Here is a 19,413-nt window from a genome sequence, read left to right as displayed (position 1 = left end):
AATAAGATAATCAATAATCATAAAAAACAAACTATTGCTGTTTTAATAATAGTTTGTTTTTTTAGTACGAGACTGTATATAATATATGATTTACAAAATTGTTTAGTTTAATCATCGTCGTAACAGTCCCTTATCCAGAGCGCAATCAATCCTGTTAAACTTAGTAGGATTCTATTGGTTTTTTAATGTGAATTGAATTTAAATAATTACGTAAACGTTAAAAAGATACTAGATAAAGGCTTATAGGTGTAGAAAGGTTTGACACTGAAAAACTTTCTTTCAATAAAGTCGAGTGTTAAACTAGGAATATCTAGGATAGAAGCTAACTATGAGGTGATGAAAGTGAGTTATTCCGCGTTAATACATTCGGATATCCAAAAAAAATGGATTGAAAAATTAGATACAGTAAAAGAACAATTTAAAGATAAGTCAGATTATAATGATATACATTCGCGCTTTCCTTATGAAAATATTGAATGGTTAGTCAATGAAGGTTATACCTTATTAACACTACCTAAAGCTTATGGTGGAGAAGGTGCAACCATAGAAGATATGGTAATTATACAAAGTTATTTAGGAACGATTGATGGCCCAACAGCACTTTCTATAGGATGGCATTTAAGTGTGGTTGGTCAACTATACGAACAACAAATGTGGGAGCCATCTATGCTCAAGATGTTTTCAGATGAAATGAAAAACGGGGCACTAGTTAATAGGGCTATCAGTGAAGCAGAAACAGGTAGTCCAACTCGTGGTGGTAGACCATCTACAAATGCGGTTGAAGTGGATGATGGATTTGTAATTAACGGTGTGAAGACTTTTACGTCTATGAGTAAAGGATTAACGCATTTCATTGTAAGTGCATATGATACTGCAAGAGAGCAAGTAGGTTATTTTCTAATCCCCAAAGAGACTGCGGGTGTAGAAATAGCTGATAATTGGAATATGATAGGTATGCGTGCTACAGAAAGTCATGACTTAGTGTTAAATGATGTGCATGTCTCTAAAAGTAATTTTGTCGAACTCAGAAGTGCTGCTGGAAAGAAACCCAACGGATGGATTTTACATATTCCGAGTGTGTATTTAGGTATCGCACAAGCAGCAAGAGACTATGCTATTGATTTTGCTAAAGCACATAGTCCAAATAGTATAGAAGGAACGATTGGTGATTTATCTACAGTTCAACAAAATATAGGAAAGATGGAATCACTTTTACTATCGGCGCGTCACTTTTTATGGAGTACAGCTGCTTTGTATACAACCAATGATGAGGACACGCAATTATGGAATGAAACAGCTGCAAGCAAAATCTTAGTGATGAATCAAGGACTCGAAGTGATTGATATTGCAATGCGAATCGTAGGGGCTAAGAGTCTTGAAATGGACAGACCGCTTCAACGTTATTACAGAGATATGCGTGCAGGGTTACATAATCCTCCTATGGAAGATATGGCATACACCAATATAGCAGCATCGGTATTAGGTCTTTTTGATAAAAAATAAGGCCATCACTATATTTAACTAGGCAAATTTTATGTTGATGTTTAGTTAATGCGCATGTAAAAATAAGGCTTTAACGACTTAGTATCTGTAAGCGTCATCTGGTAATTTAAATTTACTAGATACGTATTATGTCGTTAAAGCCTATTATTTTGGTTTAGTATTAATAAATGATTGCTTTGGCTACAACTAAATTATACTAAACTGTTAGCTGTGGTCTTAGATTAATAACTCGCTTTATCCAAAAATTCATCATCAATTACATTCTTAGTGATTTCATTTAAATGTGTTTTAGACATGTGACTATCATCTTGGTATTGTACGCCGTGTTTTTTAGCTAAGTCATTTGTGTAATCATCTAACATATATAGTTCGAAATTTTTTTTAAGACTTCCCAGACGCTGATTCTGTGTTTCATAATGGTTAACGATAGAGCGCCATTTTACATTATCTATATAAGTTTGCCCAAGTTGTTTTTTGATGTCAAATTGAATACTACCTCCTAAATGATTACTCTCCGTACCTGTTTCTTGACCATTCAAGAAGTTACCAAGTGAATAGGCAACTAATGTTTTATGATTATTTTTTCCTTGAACCCATTTTACAGGTTGAATGACATGAGGATGTGTGCCTAACACAACATCAACATTTTGATTAGCTAAAAATTGAGCATAATGTCTTTGCATTTTATTTGGCTTATGTTTACCTTCATTTCCCCAGTGAGCTGAGACCATAACAAGGTCACTGTGTTTTTTTGCCTTATGGATATCTTTTTTCATTTGTGTTTTATTAAAATAATTAATTTGGTACGGCTTATCTGTTTTTAATCCATTTGTACCAAAGGTATAACTTAATAATGAAATTTTAATGCCTTTAGATTTGAATACATGAATTTTATCACGTGATTCTTTTGAGTTAAATGTTCCAGTGAAAAGAGCTTCTTTTTTATATTTATTCCAAGTTTGAATTCTTTGTTCAACTCCGTGAGTGCCTTGATCTAAAGAATGGTTATTTGATCCATTGATTACGTTAAAGCCTGTGTCGACTAAATCTTTAGCAACTGAGCTTGGTGTATTAAACCTTTTGAAACCAGAATATGGTATATCATCACCACCCATAGGAGATTCTTGGTTTACAAAGGCTACATCCTTATCTTTTATGTATGGTTTAATAGCTGCATACATAGGTTTAAAGTCATAGCTATGAGCAGCAATTTTTGCATTATTGTAGACCACAGGATGTATGAGATTATCACCGACAGCGACAAAATCTGCTTTTTTGCTACTATTAGTAACGGATAATAGTAAAATAGTTAAATTAATAATCAATAATAGACTACAAATGAATGCAACTAGAAGTGTTGAAAGTAGCATGAACTTTTTCATCATATCCTCCTTCTGATGAGTAAATAAGCGAGTATATCAAACATAAATATTACTGCTACTGCGTTTGTTCATTAATGTTAAAAGTTTAGATTAGTTATTCAGTGGATTGTAAACACATACTAATCCGCCTAAGAATTGTAATTGAAATCATCATGCCCGCTGAATGAATGACTATGTTAATTTATTTGGTCGTTATGATTTGCTTTAATAACAAGTGAATAATCCTCTTTGGATACTCATACCACTTTTTCCAACATTTTATGTTTAGATTTTTAATTTAATTATTTTATTTATCTTTTGGTAAATATGAAAATGGAATTGTGCCTTATATGTCATTATAGCAGGTGTATTAACATTTAATTATTTAAACCCTTTCAATATATAAAGTAAACATTGATTATCCTTCATGTATTAATATAGTATTTATATTTTTGTGATATCAAATGAGATATATTTAATAAACTAAGTATTGTAAATTTACTTGAAAGATTATATAATCAAATTTAACTGATAATGATTTTCAATGGAGGAAGAATGATGAAAAAATTATTGTTTCCGTTAATTGCTTTAGTCTTAATTTTAGCAGCATGCGGTAATAAATCTGATAGTGATTCTAGTAAGGAAGATACAAAATCATACAAACAAGATAGTGGGAAAAGTATAGATGTACCGAAAAATCCAAAACGCATAGCTGTTGTAGCGCCAACATATGCAGGTGGGATTAAATATCTTGATGGAAAAATTGTTGCTGTCAATAAACAAGTCGATAGTAGTAAACTTCTAAAAGATAAATTCAAAGGCGTTGAAAAAATTGGGGAAAATGATGTAGAAAAAGTTGCAAAAACAAAACCAGATTTAATTATCGTTTACTCTACAGATAAAAATATTAAAAAGTATAAGAAAATAGCACCAACAGTTGTCTTTGATTATGGAAAACATAAATACTTAGATCAACAAAAAGAATTAGCTAAGTTATTAGGCAAAGAAGAAAAAGCAAAAGCTTGGGAAGATAAATGGAAATCCCAAACTAAAAAAGATGGGAAAGAAATTAAAGAGAAAATTGGCGCAGATGCAACAGTCTCAATCTTTGATGAATTCGATAAAAAACTATATAGCTATGGACCAAACTGGGGACGCGGTGGCGAAGTTTTATATCAAGCATTTGGTCTGAATATGCCAGATAAACTAGAGAAATTAGTTAAAAAAGAAGGCTGGGCAGAAGTAAAACAAGAGAAGATTGCTGATTATGCAGGTGATTATATTGTTTCTACAAGTGAAGGAAAATCTAAACCTGCTTATGAAAAAACTAACTTATGGAACAACTTACCTGCCGTCCAGAAAGACAATGTTATACAAGTTCAAGCTGAAACATATTGGTACAATGATCCTTATACATTAGAATATATGAGAAAAGATTTAAAAGAGAAATTTTTAAACAAATAATTAAATGAATTTAAAAATGATTTATCAGTGACTTATTAGGGGAAAAGCTATCAACTTGAATGTTGATAGCTTTTTTAATGTTAAAAATAACGCTACTTTATGTAAACTTTTTATTTTTAAATGTTTACATTAGTGGTATAATTTTTACATTGAGGAGGAGTGAACATGACTACAAAATATTTAGTATATACAGGTTTGATGACAGCGATTATAGCTGTATTAGGTTTTGTACCTGCGATTCCATTACCAATTATGCCAGTACCTATTGTCTTGCAAAACATAGGCATTTTCTTAGCAGCTATTTTGCTAGGACGTAAATATGGGACATTAAGTGTAATTATCTTATTAATACTTGTTGCTACTGGATTGCCATTGTTATCTGGCGGACGCGGTGGTATCGGCGTATTTGCAGGACCTTCAGCTGGTTTTTTATTCATGTATCCAGTTGTTGCATATCTCATTGGTTTAGTTAGAGATTTGTATTTTAAAAAGATTAACTTTATTGTATTATTAATTACAACAATTGTGATTGGGGCAATCTTGCTTGATGTTGTGGGTACAATAATCATGGGACTTATTACTAATTTACCAATATCTAAGTCAATCACTTTGTCATTGGTTTTTATACCAGGAGATATTGTAAAGGCGATTATAGCAAGTTTAGTTGGGAATGTTTTACTTAATCATAGTCGTTTTCAGCAATTGTTAAAATAAAATTCATAAGTATAAGCGTAGGTGATTTGCTAGTGGTGATATCAATGGAAGATATATATCAACAAGGTACTGTTTATAGTTACGATGCTCAAAAAACAATCTATTTAACACCCGAAGAACCGCTTGTATTTGATGTGAATAAATGGGCCTATAAACAGATGCCTACGATTAAAACTTGGAAAAAGGATATGCTTAAACAATTTCAATTACATAAACGACAAGGTTCAAATCATTTGGCATTTACTTTTCCAGAAAATGAAAGTTTAGAACAGAAATGGATGGATGAATTAAAGTCGGAACACTTTGAATTAGGTATAATGGAGTTATATGCAATTGAAAGTACAAATATAAAACAAAGATATCATGAACACATAGAAGTGTCATTTGTCCATTCAGGTATATTAGAAGATTATATTGAAATTTATAAGCAATTTGCAGAACCTTATGGGAAAGCATATGCGGAAGAAAGTATTAAGATGATAAGAAGTCAATTTAATGATGATCAAAAGTCACGTTTGATAGCATACGATAGAGGCGTACCAGTAGGTATTTTAGACTTAATTCTTACCGATAAGACGGTAGAAATAGATGGTTTTGGCGTGTTAGAGCGTTATCAAAATAAAGGCATTGGTAGCATTATGCAATCTTTTGTTGCAAATGTTGCTGGTGCCAGACCTATCATACTTATTGCAGATGGTGAAGATAGCGCTAAACACATGTATATAAAGCAAGGTTATATCTTTATTAGTTTCTGTTATCAAATTTTAAAAGAAAATGTAGATTAAATAACGTATAGATTTAAAATAATTTAAAGCTGTGAAGGCAACCGAAGGATAATTAATCTTCTGTTGCTTCCACAGCTTTAATACGTTCTGCGTGGCTATAGATATTGAAATTACCGTCTCTAATGAAACCAATTGCAGTTATATTTAAATCTTCAGCGAGGGTAATGGCTAATGTTGTTGGCGCAGATTTTGAAAGGATGATACCGACGCCGATTTTTGCAGCTTTAATTAATATTTCAGACGATATTCGGCCACTAAAAATGAGTACTTTGTCACGTATTGGAATATGTCTTTGGATACAAAAACCATATAATTTATCTAAAGCGTTATGGCGTCCGATATCTTGTCGATGTTCAAAGAATGTATCTCCATCACTGATTGCCGCATTATGGAGACCACCAGTTTGTTTGAATATAGTACTAGCACTTTGTAATCTTGTCATCATGTTCACGACTTGAAGTGGGCTTAAAGTTACTTTAGACATAGAAGTTTTGGCAATAGCGGCATCATTGTGAAAATAAAATTCTCTACTTTTGCCACAACATGAAGCAATCATACGTTTTGTAGAGTATGTGAATCGATCGTCTAATGTGTGTGTTAATTCCACATGAGCAAAGCCTTTACTATCATCAATTTGAATAGATTTTAAATCAGCGCTTTTCAGAATGGCTCCTTCAGAGGCTAAGAAACCTAGTACTAATTCTTCTAGGTTGTTTGGACTACAAATAACTGTTGCAAATTCTTCTCCATTGACCATTATAGTTAGTGGGAATTCAGTTACATAATGATCTGTAGTGTGAAATAGCTTTCCTTGCTCGTATCTTACAATAGATTGATTTGTTAATATATCCTCGTTCATATACCCACCTCACTTTATAATTCACTGTTCATTTTAGCGCATTTCCACCCATAAAAAAAAGAATCAGATTTGATTTTATAGTTAGTGATGAACTGAAATTATAGGTATGAACGTAAGAAATTGGTGAATTGAAATAACTATCATTGTTGCTATAAAAATCATATACAGGTAAACTTAAAGTAAACAATAGTTAGAGGTGAGTCGAATGGCAAGTATTAGAGATATCGCGCGAGCAGCAGAGGTGAGTCCAGGTACAGTTTCACGAGTGTTAAATAATGATCCAACACTCTCAGTATCTAAAACTACAAGACAAAGAATACATGACATCGCTGATAAATTACAATATCAAAAATCATCTAGAAAGAATAAAAGCATACAGATAATCACATATGCTTCAAGAGCTAAAGAAATGTCGGATCCGTACTATCGGGAGATTCGTTTAGCGATTGAAGCGGAAGTTAAACGATTAAACTTGTCACTTAAGCGTACTATTAGAATAGATGGTAATCAATCAGAAGTAGATTTAGCAAAAATTGATAAGGCTGGCGCAATCATTGTTGTAGGGAATTTTTCTCGAGATGCAATAGAAATCCTTAAACAACGCAATAAAAATATTATCGTTATTAATAATCCGAATACGCCTAAATCAATAGATGCAGTGTATTCTGATCTTAATCATTCAATGACGCATTTACTTAATCAGTTAGGTCAATTGAAGTTATCTAAAATTGCGTATGTCGGCGGTTATCATACTATACGAAATTTGTCAGGTGAGCCATTTTATAATAATACAGATGTCAGATATGAAGCATATAAAAAATGGTGTAAACAACAACAAATTGAAGATATTTCAATACTTGATGGTTGGGACAAAGAAGATGGAGAACGAGCAGTAAAAGTATTAGCGAAGCAACAATCACTGCCAGAAGTGTTTATAGCAGGTAATGACATGGTGGCTATTGGCATTCTACAACAGTTGCAATATGAAAAAGTTACAATTCCAGATGAAATTAAATTGATTAGTTTTAATGATTTGGAAGTGATTAAGTATACTGTACCTTCCATTAGTAGTGTGCATATACCAGTTGATGAATTTGGCAGGATAGCAGTTAGAATGGCGGAAGAACGTATCAATAACACACGACGTATTGCAATACATGTGGTGGTAGAAGCACAACTTATTGAGAGAAATACATTTAAATCAAACACATAGTCTTGTTTGACAAAACAGTTAGTAAACAAGTAAACTTTATTTGTGTTTACTTACTTAAGGGGTCTATTAACTTAATTGAATTATTGAAACATTAAAGGAGTGGGATTGTTATGTTACAAGCAATGCATCAAAAGTTTGAGTCATTATATGGAGTAAAGGCAGAAGTAAGTGCTTTTGCACCTGGACGAATCAACCTTATTGGGGAACATACGGATTATAATGGTGGCTATGTTTTTCCTGCGGCCATAGAATTAGGTACTTATGGTCTAGCAAGCAAAAGAGATGATCGTATTATACAACTTTATTCAAATAATTTTGAAGATATAGGCATCATTACATTTACTTTGGAGGAATTACGTTTTGATTCTAAGCACGATTGGGCAAATTATCCTAAGGGCGTAATTAAATATTTATCTCAAGAATTTGAGCATATTGATTCAGGGTTTGATGTATTAATAGAAGGTAATATTCCTAATGGTGCAAGTCTTTCTTCTTCAGCTTCAATTGAGTTATTGACAGGTTGGTTAATGAAAGCATTGTTTGGATTAGATTTAGAGCGATTGCAACTGATTCAGATAGGTCAAACTGTAGAAAATAAATTTATGGGCGTTAATTCAGGTATTATGGACCAATTTATTATTGGCATGGGTAAATCTGAACATGCGATATTGCTTGATACAGCAACTTTAGCATATGATTATGTCCCTGCGAAGTTCGGTGACTATGTCATTTCAATTATGAATACTAATAAACGTCGGTCATTAACAGAGAGTAAATATAATGAACGTCGTGCTGAGTGTGAGGATGCATTAGCTGCATTACAACAACAACTTGATATTGATGCTTTAGGGGAATTATCTTTTGAGCAATTTGAGCAACATCAAAAGTTAATTAAAGATAAGGTTAAATTACGTCGTGCGAGACATGCTGTAACTGAAAATGAACGTACACTAAAAGCACATCAATATTTAAAAGAAAATGATTTTAGTAGTTTTGGACAATTATTAAATGCATCTCATGCTTCCCTGAAAGTTGATTATGAAGTTACTGGAATTGAATTAGACACGCTAGCTGAAACAGCACAACGAGTTGAAGGTGTACTAGGTGCGAGGATGACAGGTGCCGGGTTTGCAGGCTGTGCGATTGCATTAGTACATAAAGATAGCATCAAACATTTGGAAGACGAGGTATCTCACGCGTATAAAGAAAAAATTGGATATTTACCATCATTTTATCATGTAGGTATTAGTGATGGCGTGAAAATATTATAAAAACGATACTATAAATCGAGAGAGGATTTTTAATATGGCTGTTTTAGTTTTAGGTGGCGCAGGATATATAGGTAGTCACGCGGTAGATCAACTTATTTCTAGAGGATATGACGTCGTAGTCGTAGATAATTTAGGCACAGGTCATAGACAATCTGTTCATAGAGACGCGAAATTTTATGAAGGAGATATCCGAGACCAAGGGTTTTTAACGCACATATTTACTAATGAATCTATAGAAGGCGTCTTTCATTTTTGCGCGTATTCTTTAGTAGGAGAATCTGTACAAAAGCCGTTAGCGTATTTTAATAATAATGTACAAGGTTTGCAAGTTCTACTTGAAGTAATGTATGCACACCAAGTTGAGTATATTATTTTTTCATCAACTGCAGCAGTATATGGAGAACCAGATTCAGTACCAATTACAGAAGAAGATTCTAAAACACCGACAAGTCCATATGGTGAAAGTAAGTTAATGATGGAAAAAATGATGCATTGGAGTCACGAAGCCTATGGAGTAAAATATGCTGCATTACGCTATTTCAATGTAGCTGGTGCTAAAGAAGATGGCACAATTGGCGAGGATCACCGTCCAGAAACGCATCTTATTCCCATTGTATTACAAACTGCACTAGGTCAAAGAGATCAAATAACCGTATTTGGAGATGATTATGATACGGAAGATGGTTCATGTATACGTGATTACTTACATGTTGAAGATTTGATAGAGGCGCATATTTTAGCATATGAATATTTACAAAATGATGGGGAGCCAGGTGCATTTAACTTAGGTAGTAGTCAAGGGTACTCTGTATTTGAAATATTAGAAGCAGCTCGTAATGTGACTCAAAAAGAGATTAAAGCTATTGTAGGTGAACGAAGAGTAGGTGATCCAAGTAAATTAGTGGCATCAAGTGATAAAGCACGACAATTATTAGGTTGGCAACCAAAACATGACAATATCAATGACATCATTGGATCAGCTTGGCAATGGCATTACCAACATCCAAATGGTTATCAAGAAGATATGGAGGGGTAAGACGTGTTATTAAACCAACAATTAGTTCAACAATTTGTATCTCAAGCCGTCATGTATGGAGATTATGAAGTAGAAGATGCCATATATATTCAAAATCAATTGATCCGTATTTTAAATGCAAGCGGTATAGATAATACTTCAATAGCTACATTAAATGAAAGTGCGACAGCAAACGAGATAACGCAATATTGGATACAAAATGCAGTTGATCAAAATTGTATTGAAGATGTATTGTATCAAAGAGAAATTGTTGAAGCACAAATTTTAGATTTAATTACACCGCGTCCTTCTGTGCTTAATCGTGAGTTTAATAAAGCTTACAAGGTATCACCTGAAGCGGCCACAGATTACTTTTATACATTATCAAAACGTAATCATTATGTGAAAGAAGATGCGATTGCTCATAATATTAATTATGACGTAGAGACAGAGTATGGTGACATTGAAATTACAATTAACCTTTCAAAACCAGAAAAAGATGCGCAGCAAATTGCACAAGCGAAAGAAGCACCAAGTTCAGATTATCCTCAATGTGCATTATGTGTTGAAAATGAAGGATACGTAGGTTCAGTATTACAAGCTGCTCGATCAAATCATCGAATCGTTCATTTAATGCTAGGAAATCAGCGATGGGCATTTCAATATTCTCCATATGCCTATTTTAATGAACACAGTATTGTATTATCAGAAAGCCATGTACCTATGAAAATCAACCAACAAACTTTCGTTAATTTGTTGGATTTTATTGACCAATTTCCACATTATTTTATAGGTTCAAATGCTGATATACCAGTTGTGGGGGGATCTATTTTATCTCATAATCATTACCAATCTGGGAAATATGTCTTTCCTATGGATAATGCTGCTGAAGTTGAAAATTTTAAGATAGTTGAGTACCCTTCAATTCAAGCGAGTACACTAAATTGGCCGATGAGTGTTATTCGTTTAAAAAGTACAAAGAAAAATGAACTGATTGAAGCAGCAACATACGTCATGAATCAGTGGAATCAATATACAGACGAAGCAGTTGCAATTAGAGCATATAGCAATAAAGGAGAACGTCATCACACAGTTACACCTATTGCAAGATACAGACACCAACAATATGAGCTAGACATTGTCTTGCGTGACAATCAAACCTCAGAGCAATATCCTGATGGTATATTCCATCCACATAAAGACGTACAACATATAAAAAAAGAAAACATTGGTCTTATAGAAGTAATGGGCACTGCCATATTACCTGGACGCTTGAAGCAAGAATTGAGACAGGTGAAAAGATACTTGTTAGGTGAGTCACAATTAGATATAGGTGTTCACCAACAATGGGCAGAAAAGATGTTGCAGAACTATGATATTAGTAGTTCAAATGTCGACCAAATCGTGGATAATGAAGTTGGTTACAAGTTCAAACGTGTATTGGAGGATGCAGGCGTATTTAAAAATACAGACCAAGGACAGCAAGCTTTTAGTCGTTTTATTAATAGTTTATAGTATCAATTTAATTTACAAAAGAGATGGGTCAAAATATATTTCGTTTTGGCCAGCTCTTTTGTTTTTTTATAATTAAGCATATAATAATGACCAAAAGGAGTTGCTAAAATGAAAGTTAAATACAGACATATCATATTAGTGGTAGTTGCATTTTGTCTTGTCTTAGCAGGCTGTTCAAGTTCGACCGACCACAATGCTAAGCATAAAGATAATGAAAAGCAAGAATTGCAAGTATCAGCAGCAGCAAGTTTAACTGATGTTACAAAAGATTTAGAGCAGGCATTTGAAACAAAGCATAAATCAATTAATGTTACTTTTAATTATGGTGGTTCTGGTGCGTTAAGACAACAAATTGAAAAAGGAGCACCTGTAGATGTGCTCATGTCAGCTAATACGAAAGATGTTGATGCATTAAAAGAACAAAAGAAAGCAAGCTATACATATGAATATGCCAAAAATAAGCTAGTGCTTATTGGAACAAAAGATAGTACATATACATCGGTAAAAGATTTAAAAGCAAATGATAAATTAGCGATTGGAGAAGCTAAATCTGTGCCTGCGGGCAAATATGCTGAACAATATTTGAGAGCGCATCATCTTTATGACCAAGTAAAAAGTAATTTGGTCTTTGCTAAAGATGTACGTCAAGTTCTTAATTACGTAGAAAAAGGTAACGCACAATTAGGTTATGTTTATAAAACAGACTTGTATCAAAGTCAGGAAAATGGAAATAGTAAAGTTAAATCGCTAAATACTGCAAATTTGAATAACCCAATTATTTATAAGGCGGCTGCAACGTCAGATAAAAAAACAGCTAAAGCTTGGATAGATTTCCTTAAAACTGACAAAGCTAAAAATATATTGAAAAAATATCAATTTGAAATCTAGGAGGTTCTGATAATGCCAGATATTACACCGTTTTGGATATCGCTCAAAGTAGCAATAATAAGTACGATTATCGTTACTTTTATCGGTATTTTTATCTCGAGATGGTTGTATAAAAGGCATGGCTTTTTTGCTAGAGTTTTAGAGAGTATAATTGTTTTACCTATTGTATTACCTCCAACAGTAATGGGATTTATTTTGCTAATTATATTTTCACCGCGAAATATAATCGGTTCATTTTTCGATAATGTATTACATTTACCTGTCGTATTTACAATGACAGGGGCCATTATAGCATCTGTAATTGTAAGTTTACCTTTGATGTACCAACATACGGTCCAAGGGTTTCGTAGTATTGATAATAAGATGCTCAATACTGCAAGAACGATGGGGGCAAGCGAGAGTAAAATATTTTTTGAATTAATTTTACCTTTATCAAAACGATCCATATTATCTGGAGTTATGATGAGTTTCGCACGTGCCATTGGAGAGTTCGGAGCAACGCTAATGGTTGCCGGATATATTCCAAATAAAACTAATACGTTACCTTTAGAAATTTATTTTTTAGTAGAACAAGGTAAAGAACATCAAGCTTGGCTTTGGGTGATTGTGCTTGTTGCATTTGCGATTACAGTGATTGGGACAATTAATGTGTTAAACAAAGACCGTTTTCAGGAGGTAGATTAATTGTTAAATATAAAAATTAATCATAGTCTAGAACATACACGCTTAGATATTCATCTACATCATAAAAACCCTAAAATATGTGCAATTAAAGGACCGTCTGGAATTGGTAAAACAACATTATTAAATATTATCGCTGGTTTAAAACCTGCAGATCAGGCATATATTGAATTAAAAGACCATGTTCTAACAGATACAACGCAGCATATTGAAGTTAAAATTCAACACAGGAATATAGGATATTTGTTTCAAGATTATCAATTGTTTCCTAATAAGAATGTGTATCAAAATATCACATTTATGGCTGAACCATCTGAGCATATTGAAAAAGTAATGCACCAATTAAATATAGGACATTTAAAGCAACAATTTCCAGCACGGTTATCAGGTGGGGAAGCACAACGCGTAGCACTTGCTAGAACTTTAAGTACTAAACCGGACTTAATACTATTAGATGAGCCATTCTCTAGTCTTGATGATGCGACGAAAGAAGAAAGTATTCGTTTAGTTCAGCATATATTTGACGAATGGCAAATTCCGTTGATTTTTGTAACACATTCAAATTATGAAGCTGAATTATTAGCACAAGAAGTAGTTGAAATTGGTTGACTGCAATAGAGGTGTGAAAATCTGATGTTCTCTCGATTTGAAAAACATGTGCAAGGTGAAAACTACGACATAATAAAAAGGCGTGAAGTCACCGTGATGTGCTTCATGCCTTTTACTATTTATCTTCTGGTATAGGAAAATAGTCGAAAATCTTGCCGCTAGCTAATGCATCACTTAGTGTTGAAAGCCAAGCGTAATAGACTTTAGAATGTTCAATTTGAATTAATACTTCTTTTGCTTCCTCTATGATTTCTGGAGCTGCTGTATTTGAATGTACAATGGGATTAAGTATATTTTCAGCTTTATGTATCGCTTCTATATTTAACTTAATTTCACGTTTCCATTTTAAAGAAAAGAAATTGCCAAAGAATGTGAAAAAATCTTTTTCAGCAGTGAAATGTTGCTTCCTACTGCCTCTGATAAATTGTTGCTTAACACCATCGAACTCTTGAAGTTTTTTAACACCTGCACTCATACTTGGTTTACTCATTTGTAATTCATAACGCATTTCATCTAAAGTCATACTTTTTTGTTCGAAGACCATCGTACCATATAAGTTACCGACACTACGGTTAACCCCATAAAGGTCCATTGTTTCTCCGATAGAGTTTATGACTATATCTTTAGCTTGTTCAAGCTGTTCTTCGTAGCCTTTTGAACGTGCCATTCATTCACCTCCATATTATATTCAATTTATTGTACCACGAACGCATATTCAATGGATATTATTTATAGTGAGCAATTTAATATTTTACTATTTTCATAAATGGATACTTGTATTTAAGTAATATACATGATTCAGGCCACAATTATAGGTTAAGAGAACATTTCAAATAATAAATGCAGCATCTAAGCTATTGTATTAAAAATTTTAAGTGATAATAAGTACCCGAATTAGGGAATACACGTGTTTATACATTATCGATACCAAACCATTGTGACATTCTGATGCAAGATTTATAATGGAAGCAATGACGTATAGAGAGGATTATTGTGGTGACTATAGACCGATATTCTAGACAAACATTATTTAAAGCTATTGGTAACAATGGACAATATAAAATTATGCATTCTCATGTACTCATAATTGGTATGGGAGCTTTAGGCACGCATCTTGCAGAAAGTTTGGTAAGAGCAGGAGTGAGTGAAATAACGATTGTTGACAGGGATTATATTGAATTCAGTAATTTGCAAAGGCAAACATTATTTACAGAAATAGATGCAAAAGCAGCATTGCCTAAAGTGATTGCTGCAGAAAATAAGCTGACTGAAATTCGATCAGATTTAAAAGTTCATGCGCATATTGCACACGTTGACAGACAATTTTTAGAGCATTATGGTACAAAGGTAAGTTTAATCTTAGATGCCACTGATAATTTTGAAACTCGACAATTAATTAATGATTTTGCTTTTCAACAGAATATTCCTTGGATTTATGGTGGCGTAGTTCAAAGTACATATATAGAAGCAGCATTTATTCCAGGTAAGACACCTTGCTTTAACTGTTTAGTGCCTCAATTACCAATGATAAATATGACTTGTGATACTGTAGGTGTGATACAGCCTGCGGTGACAATGACTACGAGTTTACAATCACGAGATGCACTTAAAATACTAACGCAACAAAACATACCTACAAAATTAACCTATGGTGATATATGGGAAGGCAACCACTACGTATTTGGATTTAGTAAAATACAAAGAGAGACGTGCCCTACATGTGGTAAAAACCCAAGTTATCCTTATATAAATGAAACAAAGCGACAGTATGTAAGTTTATGCGGAAGAGATACAATTCAATACCAAAACCCAGAAATTTCCCAGGAAATAATAGAATCATTTTTAGTTAAGCAAGCCATTGATTATCAACGGAATCCATATATGTTACGTTTCGAATTTAAAGGACATCCTATTGTGAGTTTTAGAGGCGGTAGATTATTAATTCATAAAATGAAACACCCAAACCAAGCTATAACCTTAATCAACCAACTTTTTGGATAAAGGAGCGCGTTTATGCATACAAATATTAAATTAGATAGAGACATTCAATGTGCAGTGTTAACGGTTTCAGATACAAGAGATTATAAAACAGATAAAGGTGGTAATTTAATAATAACGTTATTATCAGAAATAAATGCTTCAGTAGAAAAGGAGCATTACTGTATTGTTAAAGATGATATATCTGAAATATTAAATCAATTAAAGATATGGTTGTCTCAAGATATTGACGTAATTATTACTACTGGTGGTACAGGCATAGCCAAAAGAGATGTGACAATAGAAGCAGTTTCTTCATTATTAACGAAAGAGATAGAAGGATTTGGAGAATTATTTAGATATTTAAGTTATACAGAAGATGTAGGGACACGCGCATTATTGTCACGTGCAGTTGCAGGCACAGTTGAGGATAAATTGATATTTAGCCTCCCAGGGTCAACAGGAGCAATTAAATTAGCATTAGACAGATTAATAAAACCTGAACTCAATCATTTAGTAACAGAAATTAAAAAATAATTAGAGCCCAAACAAAATTGGGCTCGTGCTATTTATTCCTGCTCTTTTGAGGATAACTAAGCGTCACGTTGGAAGTCCCCAGTTTTACCACCAGATTTAGATAACAAATAGGTTTCGCCAATAATCATGCCTTTATCTAAGGCTTTGGCCATGTCATAAACAGTTAAGGCTGTCGCAGAAGCTGCTGTAAGAGCTTCCATTTCTACACCAGTTTTACCAGTTGTTGACACAGTGACCTGAATGTTTAATGTATAAGTAGTTTTATTTGTTTGCCAAGTAAAATCAACATCGACACCAGTGAGCGGTAATGGATGACACATAGGGATAATGTCAGCAGTCTTTTTAGCAGCCATAATACCGGCAATTTGTGCAGTATTTAAGACGTTTCCTTTTTTATTTGTGTGATCAACAATCTGTTTATAAATTTCTGGGTTTACCGTAATACTAGAGTGAGCAATTGCTATACGTTTGGTAATGTTTTTTTCTGAAACATCAACCATTTTGGCATTTCCTTGGGCATTAATATGTGTGAATTCAGACAAAAATATCCCTCCTAATCGTTTTTTAGTATATCACGAAATAAATATATGTAAGGAGTAGATTATATGACAGTTGAAAAGAGAAATCCAATTTCTGTTAGTAGTGCTATTGAACGTGTTGTTAGTCAAAATATCGTTATGACACAAACAACGGTCGTATTACATGAAAGTATAAATCATATATTAGCTGAGGACATTGTAGCTACTTATGATATTCCTCGGTTTAATAAATCCCCATATGATGGTTTTGCGATTAGAAGCCAAGATACGGTAGGTGCAAATGGTGATCATAGAATAAAATTTAATGTGATTGATCATATTGGTGCGGGTTCTGTTTCCGAAAAAACTGTCGGTGAATTTGAAGCGGTCAGAATTATGACAGGGGCAGCTATACCTGAAGGGGCAGATGCAGTTGTAATGTTAGAACAAACTGTTGAAAGTAATCAAAGTTTTACGTTGCGCAAACCATTTGAAGCCAATGAAAATATATCGCTAAAAGGTGAAGAAACGCGGACAGGTGATATTGTATTGCAAAAAGGACAACAAATAAATCCAGGAGCTATTGCAGTACTGGCGACATATGGTTATGGAGAAGTTCCTGTTTTTAAAAAGCCTACTATTGCAGTAATAGCAACAGGTAGTGAGTTGCTAGATGTTACAGATAATTTACAGGCTGGTAAAATTAGAAATTCAAATGGTCCTATGATTGTTGCGTTAGCTCAAAAGTTAGATTTAAAGGTAGAATCTTATAAAATACAACAAGACGATCTCAAAAGTAGTATACAAGCTGTCAAAGAAGCTATGAGCTGTCATGATATTGTTATTACAACAGGTGGTGTATCTGTTGGTGATTTTGATTACTTGCCTGAGATATATGCAGCAATAGAAGCTGAAGTATTATTTAATAAAATTGCAATGAGACCTGGGAGTGTGACTACAGTAGCAGTTGCAGATGGAAAATACTTATTTGGTTTATCTGGAAACCCCTCAGCATGCTTTACTGGTTTCGAGCTATACGTCAAGCCGGCAGTGCAACATATGATGGGGGCTAAGGCGATATATCCACAAGTAGTACGAGCTACATTAATGGAAGACTTTAAAAAGCCTAACCCCTTTACGCGATTTATTCGCGCACGTGCAACCTTTAATGGTAAAGAGATGACTGTAGTGCCTTCAGGCTTTAACAAATCAGGCGCGGTAGTAGCTATAGCACATAGCAATGCAATGATCATGTTACCAGGGGGAACAAGAGGCTATAAAAAGGGTTATACAGTGAATGTATTATTGACTGAATCACAAAGTTATGAAATGGAATGGCAACTATGATTTTACAAATTGTAGGTTATAAAAACACAGGTAAAACAACGCTAATGATGCACACAGTTCAATTTTTAAAGTCACAAGGCTTTAATATAGCAACAATTAAACATCATGGACATGATATGGATGATATTACGCTACAAGGCGATGATGTCGATCATATGAAACACTTTCAAGCTGGTGCGGATCAAAGTATTGTTCAAGGAACAAGTTATCAACAATCGGTTACAAGAAAATACAGACAATCTCTAGATGAAATCATCAATGAATCTGTTACAATAGAAACAAACTTTATATTAGTAGAAGGCTTTAAAGAAGCGAATTTTGATAAAGTGTTAGTTTATAGAGACAAAAGTGAGTTAAATGTATTAGAGCATCTTACAAATATACAATATCGTATTAATTTAGACGAAGTGGATGCATTACCTAAGTATGAGCAATGGTTATTATCTTTTTTTAATATAGAAGGAATGAACTAAATGAAACAATTCGAAATTGTAAGTGAACCTATCCAAACAGAGCAGTATAGAGAATACGTGCTTAATGCGCACCAAGGCGCAGTAGTCATTTTCACTGGTCATGTAAGAGAATGGACTAAAGGGATTAAAACAGAATCTTTAGAATATGAAGCTTATATTCCAATGGCTGAAAAGATGTTAGCACAAATCGGAAATGAGATATCAGTGAAATGGCCAGGCACCTACTCGGCAATTGTTCACAGAATTGGTCCATTAAAAATTTCAGATATCGCAGTTTTAATCAGTGTTTCTTCCCCACATAGAAAAGATGCATATGAAGCAAATGAGTATGCGATTGAACGTATAAAAGAAATTGTCCCTATATGGAAAAAAGAAATATGGGAAGATGGTGCGCAATGGCAAGGGCACCAACATGGAAGTTATGAAGATGCAATTGAAGGAGGTCAATCATGAAAGTACTTTATTTTGCAGAAATTAAAGAAATATTAGAGAAAGATACGGAAGATATAAATTTAAACTATGATATCACTGTGGAAGATTTTATAATTGATCTATTTAAACGTTATCCTAGTATCAGTGATAAAAAATTTCAAGTCGCAGTAAATGAAGAATTTGTAAAAAATGACGATATTGTTCGACCTAATGACATTATTGCATTGATTCCACCAGTTAGCGGAGGTTAA

General features: G+C 33.5%; 21 protein-coding genes. 17 read left to right on the top strand and 4 right to left on the bottom strand.

What is annotated here, in order from left to right:
* The first annotated feature begins 342 nt into the window (after nucleotides 1-342).
* Nucleotides 343-1,503: an acyl-CoA dehydrogenase family protein gene (locus BK821_RS00495; RefSeq protein ID WP_101118192.1), complete on the top strand. Its 1,161-nt coding sequence runs from the start codon at nucleotides 343-345 to the stop codon at nucleotides 1,501-1,503.
* A 221-nt stretch (nucleotides 1,504-1,724) separates the two neighbouring features.
* Here BK821_RS00495 and BK821_RS00490 read toward each other — a convergent pair whose 3' ends face one another.
* Nucleotides 1,725-2,888: a CapA family protein gene (locus BK821_RS00490; protein WP_082104687.1), complete on the bottom strand. Its 1,164-nt coding sequence runs from the start codon at nucleotides 2,886-2,888 to the stop codon at nucleotides 1,725-1,727.
* 534 nt (nucleotides 2,889-3,422) lie between these two features.
* On the opposite strand from BK821_RS00490, the gene BK821_RS00485 reads away from it, so the two are divergent.
* From BK821_RS00485 to BK821_RS00475, 3 genes are all read left to right on the top strand, one after another.
* The gene (locus BK821_RS00485) at nucleotides 3,423-4,328 is read left to right on the top strand and encodes an ABC transporter substrate-binding protein (RefSeq protein ID WP_046835704.1); all 906 of its coding nucleotides are present in this window, start codon (nucleotides 3,423-3,425) and stop codon (nucleotides 4,326-4,328) included.
* A 165-nt stretch (nucleotides 4,329-4,493) separates the two neighbouring features.
* On the top strand, nucleotides 4,494-5,042 hold the full coding sequence (locus tag BK821_RS00480) for a biotin transporter BioY (RefSeq protein ID WP_046835703.1): 549 nt from the start codon (nucleotides 4,494-4,496) through the stop codon (nucleotides 5,040-5,042).
* Between the two features lie 44 nt (nucleotides 5,043-5,086).
* Nucleotides 5,087-5,827, top strand: coding sequence for a GNAT family N-acetyltransferase (locus BK821_RS00475; RefSeq protein ID WP_046835972.1), 741 nt, complete (start codon nucleotides 5,087-5,089; stop codon nucleotides 5,825-5,827).
* Between the two features lie 52 nt (nucleotides 5,828-5,879).
* Here BK821_RS00475 and fdhD read toward each other — a convergent pair whose 3' ends face one another.
* A complete protein-coding gene (fdhD, locus tag BK821_RS00470; protein WP_071330964.1) occupies nucleotides 5,880-6,686 on the bottom strand; it encodes a formate dehydrogenase accessory sulfurtransferase FdhD in 807 nt (268 codons plus the stop codon).
* 205 nt (nucleotides 6,687-6,891) lie between these two features.
* Here fdhD and BK821_RS00465 point away from each other — a divergent pair, with 205 nt between their 5' ends.
* The 7 genes from BK821_RS00465 to BK821_RS00435 all read left to right on the top strand — a co-directional run bounded on the left by BK821_RS00465 (nucleotide 6,892) and on the right by BK821_RS00435 (nucleotide 13,878).
* Nucleotides 6,892-7,899, top strand: coding sequence for a LacI family DNA-binding transcriptional regulator (locus BK821_RS00465; RefSeq protein ID WP_046835701.1), 1,008 nt, complete (start codon nucleotides 6,892-6,894; stop codon nucleotides 7,897-7,899).
* Between the two features lie 110 nt (nucleotides 7,900-8,009).
* Nucleotides 8,010-9,170 (top strand): galactokinase, encoded by a 1,161-nt coding sequence (locus BK821_RS00460; RefSeq protein ID WP_071330963.1) that lies wholly within the window; start codon nucleotides 8,010-8,012, stop codon nucleotides 9,168-9,170.
* Between the two features lie 34 nt (nucleotides 9,171-9,204).
* Nucleotides 9,205-10,206: a UDP-glucose 4-epimerase GalE gene (galE, locus tag BK821_RS00455; RefSeq protein WP_071330962.1), complete on the top strand. Its 1,002-nt coding sequence runs from the start codon at nucleotides 9,205-9,207 to the stop codon at nucleotides 10,204-10,206.
* A gap of 3 nt (nucleotides 10,207-10,209) precedes the next feature.
* Nucleotides 10,210-11,700: a UDP-glucose--hexose-1-phosphate uridylyltransferase gene (gene galT, locus BK821_RS00450; RefSeq protein ID WP_071330961.1), complete on the top strand. Its 1,491-nt coding sequence runs from the start codon at nucleotides 10,210-10,212 to the stop codon at nucleotides 11,698-11,700.
* Between the two features lie 108 nt (nucleotides 11,701-11,808).
* Nucleotides 11,809-12,588, top strand: coding sequence for a molybdate ABC transporter substrate-binding protein (gene modA / locus BK821_RS00445; RefSeq protein WP_071330960.1), 780 nt, complete (start codon nucleotides 11,809-11,811; stop codon nucleotides 12,586-12,588).
* A gap of 12 nt (nucleotides 12,589-12,600) precedes the next feature.
* On the top strand, nucleotides 12,601-13,272 hold the full coding sequence (modB, locus tag BK821_RS00440) for a molybdate ABC transporter permease subunit (protein WP_071330959.1): 672 nt from the start codon (nucleotides 12,601-12,603) through the stop codon (nucleotides 13,270-13,272).
* The gene (locus BK821_RS00435) at nucleotides 13,273-13,878 is read left to right on the top strand and encodes an ATP-binding cassette domain-containing protein (RefSeq protein ID WP_046835695.1); all 606 of its coding nucleotides are present in this window, start codon (nucleotides 13,273-13,275) and stop codon (nucleotides 13,876-13,878) included.
* 115 nt (nucleotides 13,879-13,993) lie between these two features.
* Here the strand turns inward: BK821_RS00435 and cudC are convergent, their stop codons facing one another.
* Nucleotides 13,994-14,545: a choline uptake/conversion transcriptional regulator CudC gene (gene cudC / locus BK821_RS00430; protein WP_071330958.1), complete on the bottom strand. Its 552-nt coding sequence runs from the start codon at nucleotides 14,543-14,545 to the stop codon at nucleotides 13,994-13,996.
* Nucleotides 14,546-14,874: 329 nt separating this feature from the next.
* Here cudC and BK821_RS00425 point away from each other — a divergent pair, with 329 nt between their 5' ends.
* Both BK821_RS00425 and BK821_RS00420 read left to right on the top strand, forming a co-directional pair.
* A complete protein-coding gene (locus BK821_RS00425; RefSeq protein WP_071331343.1) occupies nucleotides 14,875-15,879 on the top strand; it encodes a ThiF family adenylyltransferase in 1,005 nt (334 codons plus the stop codon).
* A 12-nt stretch (nucleotides 15,880-15,891) separates the two neighbouring features.
* The gene (locus BK821_RS00420; RefSeq protein ID WP_046835693.1) at nucleotides 15,892-16,392 is read left to right on the top strand and encodes a MogA/MoaB family molybdenum cofactor biosynthesis protein; all 501 of its coding nucleotides are present in this window, start codon (nucleotides 15,892-15,894) and stop codon (nucleotides 16,390-16,392) included.
* 56 nt (nucleotides 16,393-16,448) lie between these two features.
* Here the strand turns inward: BK821_RS00420 and moaC are convergent, their stop codons facing one another.
* On the bottom strand, nucleotides 16,449-16,934 hold the full coding sequence (gene moaC / locus BK821_RS00415) for a cyclic pyranopterin monophosphate synthase MoaC (protein WP_046835692.1): 486 nt from the start codon (nucleotides 16,932-16,934) through the stop codon (nucleotides 16,449-16,451).
* 63 nt (nucleotides 16,935-16,997) lie between these two features.
* Here moaC and BK821_RS00410 point away from each other — a divergent pair, with 63 nt between their 5' ends.
* Genes BK821_RS00410 through moaD form a run of 4 tightly spaced genes read left to right on the top strand, consistent with a single transcriptional unit; the run spans nucleotide 16,998 to nucleotide 19,413 of the window.
* Complete coding sequence (locus tag BK821_RS00410) at nucleotides 16,998-18,257, top strand: molybdopterin molybdotransferase MoeA (RefSeq protein WP_071330957.1); 1,260 nt, start codon at nucleotides 16,998-17,000, stop codon at nucleotides 18,255-18,257.
* Complete coding sequence (gene mobB, locus BK821_RS00405) at nucleotides 18,254-18,730, top strand: molybdopterin-guanine dinucleotide biosynthesis protein B (protein ID WP_046835690.1); 477 nt, start codon at nucleotides 18,254-18,256, stop codon at nucleotides 18,728-18,730. The genes BK821_RS00410 and mobB overlap by 4 nt, the downstream gene beginning before the upstream one ends.
* Nucleotides 18,731-19,183, top strand: a complete 453-nt coding sequence (locus tag BK821_RS00400) for a molybdenum cofactor biosynthesis protein MoaE (RefSeq protein ID WP_046835689.1) — start codon at nucleotides 18,731-18,733, stop codon at nucleotides 19,181-19,183. It begins immediately after the preceding gene.
* Nucleotides 19,180-19,413 (top strand): molybdopterin converting factor subunit 1, encoded by a 234-nt coding sequence (moaD, locus tag BK821_RS00395; protein ID WP_046835688.1) that lies wholly within the window; start codon nucleotides 19,180-19,182, stop codon nucleotides 19,411-19,413. The genes BK821_RS00400 and moaD overlap by 4 nt, the downstream gene beginning before the upstream one ends.

The sequence above is a fragment of the Staphylococcus sp. LCT-H4 genome (genome assembly GCF_001866145.1).
Taxonomy (GTDB): domain Bacteria; phylum Bacillota; class Bacilli; order Staphylococcales; family Staphylococcaceae; genus Staphylococcus; species Staphylococcus succinus.
This window is presented reverse-complemented; position numbering and strand designations above follow the sequence as displayed.